At 58.3% G+C, this 13,207-nt stretch carries 8 protein-coding genes, 1 tRNA gene and 1 pseudogene; 6 read left to right on the top strand and 4 right to left on the bottom strand.

The features are described from left to right. The first annotated feature begins 75 nt into the window (after positions 1 to 75). Positions 76 to 774 (top strand): HAD family hydrolase, encoded by a 699-nt coding sequence (locus tag ACIBHY_RS50900; protein WP_397310589.1) that lies wholly within the window; start codon positions 76 to 78, stop codon positions 772 to 774. A gap of 5 nt (positions 775 to 779) precedes the next feature. On the opposite strand, the gene cutA is transcribed toward ACIBHY_RS50900, so the two are convergent. The 3 genes from cutA to ACIBHY_RS50885 all read right to left on the bottom strand — a co-directional run bounded on the left by cutA (position 780) and on the right by ACIBHY_RS50885 (position 4,588). Beyond that, a complete protein-coding gene (cutA, locus tag ACIBHY_RS50895) occupies positions 780 to 1,064 on the bottom strand; it encodes a divalent cation tolerance protein CutA (RefSeq protein ID WP_397310588.1) in 285 nt (94 codons plus the stop codon). Between the two features lie 85 nt (positions 1,065 to 1,149). Beyond that, positions 1,150 to 2,976 carry a hypothetical protein gene (locus ACIBHY_RS50890; protein WP_397310587.1) on the bottom strand — a complete coding sequence of 609 codons (1,827 nt, stop codon included), beginning with the start codon at positions 2,974 to 2,976 and terminating at the stop codon, positions 1,150 to 1,152. A gap of 685 nt (positions 2,977 to 3,661) precedes the next feature. Then, positions 3,662 to 4,588 (bottom strand): hypothetical protein, encoded by a 927-nt coding sequence (locus ACIBHY_RS50885; protein ID WP_397310586.1) that lies wholly within the window; start codon positions 4,586 to 4,588, stop codon positions 3,662 to 3,664. 1,609 nt (positions 4,589 to 6,197) lie between these two features. Here ACIBHY_RS50885 and ACIBHY_RS50880 point away from each other — a divergent pair. Further along, positions 6,198 to 6,265, top strand: a tRNA-Ala gene (locus ACIBHY_RS50880). Positions 6,266 to 6,313: 48 nt separating this feature from the next. Here ACIBHY_RS50880 and ACIBHY_RS50875 read toward each other — a convergent pair. Next, entirely contained in the window at positions 6,314 to 6,688 is a 375-nt protein-coding gene (locus tag ACIBHY_RS50875) for a hypothetical protein (RefSeq protein ID WP_397310585.1), read from the bottom strand. 743 nt (positions 6,689 to 7,431) lie between these two features. On the opposite strand from ACIBHY_RS50875, the pseudogene ACIBHY_RS50870 reads away from it, so the two are divergent. The 4 genes and pseudogenes from ACIBHY_RS50870 (at position 7,432) to ACIBHY_RS50855 (ending at position 12,426) form a co-directional block, all read left to right on the top strand. Then, positions 7,432 to 8,202: pseudogene (locus tag ACIBHY_RS50870) on the top strand (transposase family protein). Positions 8,203 to 8,560: 358 nt separating this feature from the next. Beyond that, the gene (locus tag ACIBHY_RS50865) at positions 8,561 to 9,820 is read left to right on the top strand and encodes a DUF3696 domain-containing protein (RefSeq protein WP_397310584.1); all 1,260 of its coding nucleotides are present in this window, start codon (positions 8,561 to 8,563) and stop codon (positions 9,818 to 9,820) included. Then, entirely contained in the window at positions 9,810 to 10,751 is a 942-nt protein-coding gene (locus tag ACIBHY_RS50860) for a hypothetical protein (protein ID WP_397310583.1), read from the top strand. Before ACIBHY_RS50865 ends, ACIBHY_RS50860 begins: the two co-directional genes overlap by 11 nt. 10 nt (positions 10,752 to 10,761) lie before the next feature. After that, on the top strand, positions 10,762 to 12,426 hold the full coding sequence (locus ACIBHY_RS50855; protein WP_397310582.1) for a DUF262 domain-containing protein: 1,665 nt from the start codon (positions 10,762 to 10,764) through the stop codon (positions 12,424 to 12,426). Positions 12,427 to 13,207 lie beyond the last annotated feature (781 nt).

Genomic DNA, 13,207 nt, shown 5'->3' with positions numbered 1-13,207 from the left:
TGCCGAATCCCGTGAGAGCCTTGGCATGCGCAATCTCGTCAGGGGAAGGGCGGATCTGTGACCACACACCGGCTCGTGCTCTGGGACATCGACCACACCCTGATCGAGACAGGGGGAGTCGGGCGCGAGGTGTTCGCCGCCGCCTTCGAGCAGACGACAGGCGTCCCCATGAAGGAGATGGCCGACCCCAGCGGCCGAACCGAACTGGTCATCTTTGGCGAGACCCTCGATCTGCACGGGATTCCGCGATCAGACGAGCACTTCCAACGCTTCATCGAGCTACAGGCACGTGGGTACGGGGAGCGGGCACATGAGATGCGTCTGAGAGGGCGCGTATTGCCTGGTGCGGCTACTGCACTTGAATATGTGGGTCGGATACCGGGCGTGGTCCAATCCGTGCTCACAGGGAACACCAGAGTCTCAGCGGAGGCCAAGCTCCGAATCTTTAGCCTGAGCCATCTCGTCGATCTCGAGATCGGGAGCTACGGAGAGGATGATCCGGTTCGCGCCAAGCTGGTGTCCATTGCCCAGGACCGGGCGCAACGCAAGCTTGGCCACAGCTTCACTCGTGAGACGACGATCCTCATCGGGGATACGCCACAAGATGTGATCGCGGGACACCAAGGCGGGGCGCACGTTATTGCTGTCGCCTCAGGCAAGAGTACCGGGACAGATCTAAAGGACGCTGGCGCCGAGAGCGTGATGCTAGATCTGACCGATGGCGTAGCACTAGTTAGGGCAATTGCCCCATCGGAAAGCTCGATGAGCCAGTGAGAGCACTAATCGGCCCAGTTTCGCTCCATGTCTCCACCGAGAACCGGAAGCACGACAAATTCCGCTGCGGGGACTATCTCTCGCACTGCGCTTACCTGTGCTGTGATTGTCCGCAAGACGAGTTGCCATTGTTGGGCCTCTACCATGGCGCCGTCCTGCATGAAGATCGTCACAATTGGACCTGCGACCTGGACACTCGTAGCTAGTTGGTTAACTATGAGGTTGTGAGCGAGTGCATGCGCATCCTCACGGCTCTCGGCAGTAATAAGGATCTGGACGTCGTCCGCCATCTGCCCATCCTGTTGACTGGTCGGGGGTGGGACGTCGCACGGCCACCGTTTGACTTGGTGGTTTCGATGACGACCTAGCGAAATGCTACTCTGTGACAGGCTTGAGAACATAGTCCTCAATCGCATTTAGAGTATGGGGCAGCCCCGTAAGCATTCGTTTCAAGGATTCCAAATCCTCTGATGTTGCAAAAACAACTTGACAATCCTTAGCGTCCGCAGACGCCCGTTCAAGTAGCGCTCGAAAGGAAAGCTGCTTCGCGCTTTGCTGCCTCGGCTCATCCAACACCAGAAGACCAATATGGTTAGTGTCAACCTGCTTGGAAACCTCTAGTAACCCCAGCAGATAGGCCCAAATGACTCTGATGGAGTCGGAAGCCGATATATCTGCCTGCAGATCGAAGTCGTCGCGCCTCGGCAAGTAGTCGGCATCAGAAATGCGCAGCCGCTCGTCCGAGAACGAACCGAAGTCGTAGCCATGAAGTTGTTGCACGAACGAGGCTTCTAGCCGATTCAATTTCCCGCGGTCTTCGGCGGAGAGTCGGTCCGCAGGCAACTCTTTGAGAGCGGAGCGCACCAACCTCCCCTCTACGGCCACGCGATGTAGATTGCCCATCAACTCTAGGAACCGCTCGTTAATGGAGCGAAGACGATCAATACGCTCGCGAAGTTGGACCTGGCGCGTAATCAGTTCAATCGAAGGGGTACCAGTGGGCGCATTGAGTGTTGTGCGTAGAGCTCGAATGAGCGAGTTGAGTTCCGATGTTCTCGACCGCAAAGCTGCCCATCGCTCTTCTTTAGCACTTAATGTTCTTTCTGTATCTCCCGCCATTGCCTCGAACAGCTCAACTTGTTGCTTGATATAATTGACAGTATCTTCGGGACTCAATGTATGCACTGGGGACGGGGCGCCAATAAGCGATGCTGGAAGTTGTTGATGGCATACAGGGCAGTCGCCGTGCAGGCGATCGATATCCGCAGACCCTAGACGTTGGAGTGTCACGATGTCTTGATGCTGTCGAAGATCTTCTCTCAACGCGTCCAATCGTCTTTGCAGAGAATGCAACTCATTGCGGTCGCGCAGGATGTCATCTCTGAGGTATCCGCTTGTCTCGCGCAAGTCTTCAAGATCGCGCAAGGAGGCGGAAAGACGCTCCTCGGTCTCGGGTTCGGCGACATTAACACGGGGGACTATCGCGTCTGCTAGGTCGCGGTGCTCGATCTCGAGCTGCAACAGTAAGTCTGAAATCGAAATCCACTTGGACTCGCTCCCCTCGGCCAGGAAAGGCGGGTCCTCGGGTGGCCAAGTTACTGTGAGCGCGTCCGGCAAGCGTACGGGCACAAGTCCGCTACCCCGAACCAGCTCCCTAAAGGCGCGAACAATAGTTCGCCATTCATCCTGAAGCTCTTTCTCTTGCGCACGCAGGCGCAAACGCTCGGCCTCGATCTTGCCGACATCTAGGTCCAAGAGAAACTCGAACGATCGGCGTCTGACGTCGGTTACACCAGTGAAGTAGGGCATTTGAGCTTGGATTCCACCCCAGCCACGCCGCTGCTCTACGAAAAGAAGCGGAAATACCTGCTCCATATACAGTTGGGAAAGTCGTCCGTCTGCCCCCGGCAACGTAGGCAACTCCCAGCCAATGAATCGAGCGAGCCAATGATGGAAGCCGCGCGGATTTGCTGCGGCGCCGGCACGACCAACGTACAGGTCGTAGCTCCGGTAATTCCCTGGGGAGGATAGAGCTGGCCCCTCGATGACTCTTACCAGGTTTGAGTTGATCTCCTCGTGTTTTACCCAGCGAGTTATCGTCGCGATTTTATGATTATCGCCCTCGATTTCAACGCTAACCCAAGAAGAGAGTACAGGCGTCTCCTGTTTGGTATCGGCATCGTAGATCAGTCGATCACGCATGGCAGAAGTCACGGCATTCATCGGCCGGGTCGTTATCATGCGCTCAAGGCCCAGTGCAAATAGTAGACTTTGTACTGCAGTGGACTTTCCTCGGGAATTGTCGGCCCATAGAACCATAAGGCCATCGTTCAGCGCTATATCGGCGCCGAATCGGCCCCGACCTGTCTCTACGCGCAGTCGGAGATTGCGGAATCGGAGTCTGCTCATACGGTACGCCAATTATATATTCTGTCAGCATCCTTCTTTGTTAGCTTGCCAGGGATCAAGGTAAGCAGTTCACGCTCTTTCGCGAAGGCGCTTGTTGATGTAATTTCCTGGACAAATCGCCTCCCGTCGGGCGTCAGCTTGAAGCTCCGTGCAGACTTCTGTTCAAGATACCCACTGCCAACGGCCAAGTCGAGAGCTCGATCAAGCGCAGGCTCGAAGCGGACCACTGGCCGATCCGGTAAATCACGACCGTTGAGAAGAGCTACGATGAGCGCAATGTTCCTCTCGTCCCGGATTGCCCAACTGAGCAGCTGTAAGACTTTCCAGCTGGCTCCGGAGCCATGACATTTACCAACAAGAAGAAGAGCTAGCGGTACCCGACGTTCCGGTCGCAGCATGGCGGAGATCGGGTCTGGTTGTCGTGTGAAGCGGAATGGGACGTTTAGTAGTTCTTCCACATCTTGCATATGATGGTCATTCATGGCGCCGCCTGGAAATCCATCGGGCAACGCATTAGCCAGTCGCCTACCTGTCCCATCGCTATCCTTTGAGCATCAGGTTCACGGAGGCCGGCAACATTGGCTACGAGGTCGGCCTGATATGTCTTTACGAGTACGAGCACTCGAGAATTAGGGTCATCAGGGCTTAGCGCACTTTCGACCTCGAGGTACTCTTCGCGTAGTTGTCGGCGAAGCTCGACGGCTTCCCAGGTATCAGGCCAATCGCGTAGCGAAGCCATGATTTCTTCCTTTTGAAGGAATGCGTGAACGAATCGGTCACGTAGTGCCATTAAATTGGCGCTCGGATTGCTTCTCCCGAGGAGTGCAAGCTTACCTTCGAGAGTGGATACAAGATATGGTTTGTTTGATTGAAAGGGTGTCACTTCGCCAAGGTCAACCGAGGGTGGCGGTATGGAAGCCTTTGCCGCTCCGTCCGCTAAGGCTGCGCGTAGTTCGGCAGGATAGTCGAGTGGTGTTTTTATGTGGACAGCGAACGTATCACTGATAAAGCTCAACCCGTAGTTGCGCACTGCGGAAGCTCGTTCGTGGGCGTAGGCGACTAGCTCTGCGGCATGATATTCTGGCACCATGAGAAAATAGTGATCAAGCACTAATCCGTTAAGGATGCTTTCAAGTCGGCGACTATATTTCTTCAACTTTACGGTATCATCATATAGCTTGCCCTTTTGTTTATCAGTCCGCGCGCGAAGCGTAAGAGAATCTCGGTCGGCATAGCATTGGTAGGCTATGCCGTCTGTCGAATATCCCTCGATGCCACAATCGCCGCCCATGTCCGCCGGTATGTAAGCGAGCTTCTCTGGAGGGTAGCGTCGGCGGAGAATGTTCCAGCATGTCTGTTCAAACGCATTTCCGGGATCTATCGCGGGCCGAAGATCAAGATCCATGTCGCCTCCGCGTCGAGATGCTGGAACCATGACATCTGTGTATATACCCACTCGGGCGGCATTCGTTACATGTTGTGGCTTGCGGTTCAATGCGCGATATGGCGGCTACGCTGTGAAGCGAAAATCAGTTCGATCAAGGCGGATGCGACTCTGGGTGGTTCCGCGAAGCAGGCGCATGCTACTGAGGCGATCTGAGTCTCCAAGTGGATAGTTGGCCGATCGAGATAGGCCATTACGCGTCTCGGCTGCGCGGTCTCATGCTGATGCCATCGAGTGTGTCCCTGGCGTAGAGGGTGTGTAGGAGCAGATCAGGTAAGACCTCTCCGCCAGAAGTGTGTTCTCGGTTGAGTTCTTACTCTCAGGTTGAGACTCCACTGATCATCATGGCTCTCAGCTCGACCATGTGTGGCGCTGTGTTCGAGTAAGCGGCGATTAGGTCCACAAGCAAGGTCTTTCACATCGGCGCGCTTCGCGCGTATGGGTTCCAGGAGTTTCTCCAGTCGAGCTGAAGCTCGACCCCTGAAGGTCCTCCCTCCGGTCGGGTGTTCTTTCTGACCAAGGGCATGGTGCTTCACGCGTTCTTCTGGGGCCCCACCCGTTGCCCAGTTGGGTGGTTGGGCAGTTGGATCCCGCCCCGGGACGATGGTCCTCGCTGCGCTCGGGCGTCTTGATCGGGCGCGCCTTCGGCGCGCGGCTTGCGCGTGGGGTGAGGGGCTGAGTCGGCTGGAGCGCGTCTTGGCAGGTATGTAGTCGCCGGATGAGGCGGAATGCAGCGGACGCCTGTCCTTCCCAGCCGCCTGGGTGGCGACTCTGGACGAGCGAGCCCCTTGATGTGGTGATCGTGTGGTGATGCTCTGTGGGTCGTGTACACGATCACCGCGTCGAGGCCGCGGAGTCGATGACACGATCTTGGACCAGCGGTGGAGTGCTTTGATCTTCACGCTGGTTCAGGCGGGCATAGGCGCACGGTCGTGCGATCAACGCCGCAGTCTGGGGCGTCACTCGGCCCCAAATCGACGAATCCGGCGCCGAAGTCGTTGACGTCCGCTCGCAGGTACGGCATGGCGTCAGGCGAACCGATGGAGGTAAGAGCAGCCTTGACCCGGCCACGGAACGCTGTGCTCGCGCCGGCATCGGTCACCCACACGCCGTAGCGGTTGGCATGGCCGTGTACGAGTTGCATGCCGTACCCGAACGTGGCCAGTTCCTCGAGCGCGCGCAGGAACCGGAAGGTTGCGCGCGTCGGGATCGCGTACCTCGATGCGCAGGGTACGCGCCGCGTAGATGTTCAGGAGCCGTGCCGGTAGTGCTTCGTCGCTCCGTCCGATGGCGTGGCGGACCGCGTTACCGACTAGTTCGGCAGTGGTCAATGCCGAAGGTTCAACAAGGTCTGGAAGGCGCCATAGGGGGAGGAGATCCGACATGCGGTGCTGCGTCGTGCGCGACGACTCGAAGGCGAGGGGCAGCAGATAGGCGCGCGTCCGATAGTCGTCCGGAAGGTGCGAATACGGCAGCGCCTCACGCCTCTGCTGTGCAGCGTAGAAGTACAGCACCTGACACGAACAAGCACTCGACACCGGTCACCATCACATGCTTGAGAGGGAGGCAAGCCTGCGGGCAGAGGGGTGCCGTTCACTCGCAATGAAGGGGTCTCGGGTTCGAATCCCGAAGGCGGCTCCGCAGGAAAGGGCCCTTCTGGATGATCCGGAAGGACCTCAGCAGCGATCACGACGTACGACGCCGCTCCCTGATCCCCATGAACACGAAACCCGCTGCCGTGACGTAGCAGAGCATCGGCAGGGTCTTCCAGAGCACCCAAACGGCGTCGGCTTCCCACCCAACGCAGTTGACCATCATGAACGACGTTACCGACCAGAACAACCAGTCCATTGCGACGAGCGAGATGCACAGCGCAGCCACGACGCCGATCGCGATGCTGAGTCTCCGTCCGAACGGCACGCTCAGGGCGCTTCCGAGCAGAGCAACTACAGATGGCAGAAGGTTCCAAGCGTAGGCCACCATCGGATCTACGAGCTGGAGGTGCTGCCGCAGGTTCAACCAGGTCGTCTCAAGGTCGGACCAGAGAGCTGAGAGTCCCATTGGAAGCGGACTGTAGCCTGCGCACCCGACCGACTCGCCAGTGAGCAGCGACGGTGTCCAGAGTGATATAAAGCCCAAAACACAAGCGCAGAGCGCAACTGCCCACCAGCGTAAGTAGTCCCAGTGGGGCCGCCTGGGGAGAGCGGGCATAGCAAGCCTCCGTCACGGGAGCCAGGTATCATCTCGATCTCCACAATTCTGGACGTAGAACCAATTGATCGTCACCAGACTCCTGATATCGATGACGAGAGCCTGGCGGTTCTTGTCGCCAGCCGAGGTTATACGTCCTCGCTGAGCTCCGGACGCTCCGCTTTGACCAGTTCCTCGGCCCGGCGGTTGAAGGAGCGTCGAGAATCGGGAGAAACGATCGGATGGGTACGGCCAGCAGAAGGCCCAGGTGGTCAAAGGCGCCTCGGCCGGTCTGCCAGCCGCGCTGCGGCTCTCCGGTCTTCGCGACGAGCACCGTCCAACGCGCTACGCCGTGCGGCAGTCGGAGACATACGACCCCGCGGACACGGTTCCGCCTTGATGCGTCAACGATTCCGAGCTGGTCGTCCGCCTGGCTTGGAGGCACGCGGAAGCTGACCTCATTCTCGCAACAGTGAGCCCTTTTTCATCCTCTTGCGGCAGAGGGGCGGGGTCACGGCATGATCGCGCATCCTGCGTTTGCCTCATGACGTAGCAGAGCCCCTGGTAGACGGGTTGATCACCACAACCACGCCCGTCACAACCAGGAGCTCTGGGTGCTGTTCTACCGCGCTGCCGTCGATTGTCGCGCTCAACCTTGAACTATGTGGCTGGGCTGATCCGCCGGCGCCGCAAGGCGATCGGCTCGGCCTGGCTGCTGCTCAACGCCGGGCAGCAGGCGCTGCTGGTGCTGGTCTACCTGCGCAAGGGCGAGACGTTTTACGAGCTCGGAGCGGGATTCGGGGTTTTCTGCGGCGACGGCCTGGCGGTATGTGGAAGAAGCGGTGATGCTGCTGTCGGCACGCTCGCCGAAGCTCCGCCAAGCGCTGCGCAAGGCCCGAAGAGACGGCCTGCATTACCTGGTACTCGATGGAACGCTGATCCGTACCGACCGGATCAAGGCCGACCGGCCGTACTTCTCCGGCAAGCACCGCGTACACGGGATGAACGTCCAGGTCATCGCCTCCCCAGACGGAACGATCCTGTGGACCTCGGGCGCACTGCCGGGCACGACACACGACCTGAGCGCCGCCCGCATCTGGGGCATCCTGCGCGAGTTCGAGCGGGCCGGGATCATCGTCTTGGCCGACAAGGGCTACCAGGGAGCCGAAGGCCCGGTCCGCACCCCTTACAAGGGCAGGAACAAGCCCGAGTCCCAAAAGCAGGCCAACCGCTCACACGCCCGCCTTCGCGGCCCCGGCGAACGAGCCAATGCACAGCTCAAGGCTTGGTGCATCCTCCGCAAGCTCCGCTGCAGCCCCAGCAAGGCCGGCCATCTGTGTAAGGCGATTGCGGTCCTTCAGAATCACCAGCTCACGAGAGGATGAAAAAGGCTCAAGGGCGTGCCGCCTGGGGCGGCCCGCCGCACGTCGGGCGGCCGCTGGCCGCGCTGCGGCTCTCCGGCCGGTCGCGGCCAGCACCGCCCACGCGCCGAACAGGAACGGCGAACAGGTCATCCGCTTGAAGGTCACCACGTTCGCCGCCGCAGCTGGTAGCGATCAGACCATGCCTCCGCCAGGATCACAGGCTCCGAGGTGATCATCTCGATTAGGCTTAGCTTCCGGAGGAGCATGCAATCCAGGGTTTGGGCTCTGTCCGTGCGTTGATGCTGCGAACTACGATGGATGGATGTAAAGTGCCTCATCGGTCGGCGGGAGAGGCTGGGCCCGATATAGGGTCTCAGTCATGGCCATGGTGCGCATCTCGCTCCGCAATTACCGGTGCTTCGCGACGAAGCAGCAGATTGAGCTGCGTCCGATCACTGTGATCCTTGGTAAGAATCACTCTGGAAAGAGTGCACTGGTCAGGGCACCCATCGTCATGGCCACTGGGATCCGCAACAACTTCTCGCTGCCACTTGACCTCGTCCAGCTTGGTGAGGACGCGCCAGAATTCATCGACTTGGTCCATCAGCGTCTAGAGCTGAGTTTCATCTCAGTCGGTCTCGATCTCGTTGGTCCTGACGGTCGGTCATATGACCTCCAAGCTACGATCCAGAATGTCGTTGAGTGGGATACCCAGCGAATTCGTGACTGGTCGCTACAATCCGGCGCCAAAAGCGTCACGTACGAATGGTTCACCGGGCTGGACAATGAGGATTCTGAGCAACAGCCGTACCGGAGGCCAGACAATGTCGCAGAGCCTGTATGGATGGAGTTCAAGGGCCTGTTGCCAACTGCGTTGCCAGAAGATGACGGCATCGGCTGGTACGATCCGGACCGCATCCGTTCGGCTTTTGACATCATCCGCTACTTGGGCCCGTTCCGTGCGAAGCCAAGACGTTTGGTGAGGCTGCCAGCACGAGAACCTGAGCAGAATGAATTGGGTGGCCGAACCGAGGAAATTCTCATCTATGACCACGTACGTCGAAAAGGTCGTCTGATTAAGCAGATTAATCAATATCTGCGCGATCAGTTGCCGGCATGGAACCTGGAAGTTCGCTCGCACCTCGATGGTTATGCAGTGGGACTTCGGTCGCGGAAGAATCCCGAGCTCTGGGTTGCGGCTACCGATTCTGGGACCGGCATTGCACAGCTTCTTCCGTTTCTGGTCCGCCGCGCCCAGGACGAGATCGATCCACCTAAGCATGACGTTTTGGAGATCATCGAAGAACCCGAGCTTCACCTGCATCCATCCGCCCAGTCTGTGCTAGCCGACCTCTATATCAGGGCCATTCGCAATGAACGTGTCCGATTTCTGGTTGAGACGCATAGTGAGACCTTTTTGCTGCGCCTGCGCCGCCGTGTCGCCGAAGGAGCATTGAATGCAGAAATGATCGCATTCTACTTCGTAGACAGTGACGGAGAGTCATCAGTAATTAAGCAGATTAATATAGACGAGTATGGCAATGTGGATTATTGGCCAAAAGGGATCTTCGAAGAGAACTTTGAAGAAGTCCGAGCCCTTGCCGAGGCGCAGGAAGACCGGATGGACGATGCGCGTTGAGTTGACGCCTGCTTTGCTTGAGTTGGACGCTCATGCAGAGGAGGTCATCCTACTTCTCCATCATTTTCGAAAGGGACGGCACGAGTGGGCGGTCACCCCGCTGCTTGTAGAGGTCGCTGAGTCTTTTATCGATCGACACTTGCCGCATCGCGGGTCGATATATAAGCAGCTTTTAAGGAAAGCTGCGCAGCAATACGCTTATCGGACTACAGCAGATCCGCCGATAGAGCAAGTCTCACCCGAAGACGTTGAGGATCTTGTGGAGGACCTCAATCGGCCAGCCGTCCTTGTCGTGGAGAGCAACGACTCCGACAGGCGGTTCATCAGAGGCGTCGCCAAAATCCTGGGAGCCGTGGATATTCTGCAGGCGATCGAGAACCAGTGGCTGATAATCGGGCACGGAGGCGGCGGCGACACCTGCCGAAGAGCACGAGAAGAATACGAGTCGTTTCGCCGTGTCAAGCGTGCGGCAGCATTGCTTGATAGTGATAGATGGGCTCCGGGAACTCCCGAGAAGAATGCGCATCGTGTTCAGGAGCTCCGCGCCCTCGGCATTAAGATCCATGTATTGGCACTACGTGAAGCTGAAAACTACGTTCCAAACAAGACGCTGCGCGCCGTGAGGCCGCATAGGGAGTCGTCCGTGCGGCTCGGCCATCTTAGAAGGCTTACGCCAGATCAGCGTGGATATTTCGACATGAAGCATGGTTTTAAGAAGACGCAGGGTGTTCCCGAGCAGCAACAACAGCTGTTTGCTGATGCAGCGTCCGATGTCCTCGACGGACTTAGCGAGGGCTTCGGTCAAGACCTGCTCAAGGTCTTCGAGTCCACTGCCGACCGGCTCACCGAAGCGGACCTTGCTCGTGACGTCGGCGAGGCTGTGCCAGGTGAGCTGCGTGGCTTGGTCGCGATGTTGAGAGAGATCCTGTAGGGATATGTCTATGGCAGCGGACGAGCACAAGATCTTCGTCAAGCCGGAGATCCTCCTCATGGAGGACGTTCTAACCCCTCTCGCCGAGGGAGAACTTCGCGTTCCTCGGTACCAACGGCCGTTCGTCTGGCGTCCACAGCAGATTCTCGACCTATTCGACAGCATCGAACGTGGATATCCGATCGGGAGCCTGCTGTTCTGGGACACCTACGACGAGTACGCCACCTTCGACAGCATCGGTGATCTACCCATGCCCCTGCCTCCCCGGCAGGACCGTCCGGTCTCCTACGTACTAGACGGCCACCAGCGCCTGTCAGCTCTATATGCAACCTTGCAACGCCCGGCTGATGCCCGACGTTCATCGGCACAACATGACTGGATGTGGTGGACCTACCGCGTCCTGGGTGAAGTGGACGACAGCCTGAACCGGTATCGGCACTGGAAGTCCGCAGACCGCCCACCTAAGAACTACTTCCCACTTCGTGCGACCCTGCGCACTCGTGATTTTCTGACCTTCTCGCGTGAGCTAATCGATGATCCGCCGGAGGGGATGGATCCCGACCGGTTGATCAGAGAGGCTGAAGTTGTTGCCCAGCGTATCAAGTCATATCGCATCGCAGTCGTTCGGTTGGTTGGTGGCGACCTAACTGATGCCGTGGAGGTCTTTTCCCGGGTCAATAGCACCGGCCAGGCAATGAGACCCAGCCAGATGGTGTCAGCGCTTACTTACCGTAAAGAAGGGCAGCAGTCCCTTGCGGAGCGACTGGATACGATGGTGGAAAAGGTCGCTGATACTGGATTTGGAGAGGTATCCGTCGACACGGTCTTTCGAGCCGTTCTCGCTGTGGCTGGCGAGGATAATGTTCAGGAAGTCCGTTGGGCGGTGCTGGCAAGGCGCGTGCAAGACAAGCTCGAGCAGGCAGCCATGGATACGGAAAGAGCGTTGCTTTGTGCCATTGTCTGCCTCCGCGAGACAATCGGGGTGCCACTTGCGCGGCTGATCCCATACGATGCACACCTCATGCTGCTCACTACGTTCTTCCATCATCGTCCTGAACCGAGTTCAACCCAGTTGGAGGAGTTGACGCGCTGGTTCTGGGTGACCTCCTGGTCAGGTTTCTTTGCGGGAGCCAATACCACCCAGATCAAGCAAGCTATCCAACAAATGAGGCGGTTCGCTCAGGAAGAAGGGACGATCACGCCGCCTGATGTTCAGGCGCGTCCCTTCCCGGATCGATTTGATCTACGTAGTGCACGTGTACGCGCGTTCATCATCTGGGAGCTGAAGGAGCTTCCCGAACGTCTTGGACCTGACGGGAGCAGGATCAGAGCAGTGGACATCTTGGCCCAAGGTGCCACGACTGCATATCGACACATTGTAAGCAAGCGAGGCGTGGCCACCACATCGAGTCCCGCCAACCGCCTAATTATGACAACGCAACCAGGCATCTCGGTTCGAGGTACCCTGCTCGATCTCCCTGCTGACATTCGTGAGCGCATTTTGGCTAGTCACGGGGTCCCTGAGGAGGCCATGGTGCGGCTTGCGGCTGGGGATGACGAGGGATTCATCGAGATGCGGCGTTACTTTCTCGCTGAACGCGAGCAGGCCTTTATGGCTGAATTTGAACTAAGTGGCGATGCAAGTGTGGGGGAAACGGACATCGATACTGACTGAGTGCCGATATCCCACGAATGGCCTGTACATAGGGGGACCTCGGCTGCATCGGTGTTCTGCTGCGAGGCTTTCGCTCCTCGGGCCTGGAGACCCTGCGGTACGGGTCCTCTTGCCATCGGATTTCCGGGTAGAGGGCCAAGCTCTTGCTAACGCTTGTGCTAACAACGGTCTGAGACGGTCGTGGACGGCGGTGGATCGACCGAGGCCCGTTGGAGCGCCCTGATCAGTACAGGACGTAAGCGGCAGACCTCCCTGGACAGTCGTGGAGAATCTCGTAATGAAGGGGTCGCCGAGCCGCACGATCTAGAGGCGATTGGCCCTGTCCGAGGGTTCGATCTTGTGACGCAGCTCTGCCACCTGTGACGCCGTGTTCGAGTAAGCGGAAATTAGGTCCACAAGCAAGGTCTTTCACATCAGCGCGCTTCGCGCGTATGGGTTCCAGGAGTTTCTCCAGTCGAGCTGAAGCTCGACCCCTGAAGGTCCTCCCTCCGGTCGGGCGTTCTTTCTGACCAAGGACATGGTGCTTCACGCGTTCTTCTGGGGCCCCACCCGTTGCCCAGTTGGGTGGTTGGGCAGTTGGATCCCGCCCCGGGACGATGGTCCTCGCTGCGCTCGGGCGTTTGATTGTCCGCGCCTTCGGCGCGCGGCTTGCGCGTTCAGCCAGCATGCTAAGTCGTCGAAGGCACTGAACCTTTTTCATCCTCGCGCGACCTCTTAGTTCTGCTCTAGCACATGTGAAGATGACCACATGACCGAAACGATCCGCGTGGAAAAGCCTGCG

This window comes from Nonomuraea sp. NPDC050547 (assembly GCF_044457345.1).
GTDB lineage: Bacteria > Actinomycetota > Actinomycetes > Streptosporangiales > Streptosporangiaceae > Nonomuraea.
This window is presented reverse-complemented; position numbering and strand designations above follow the sequence as displayed.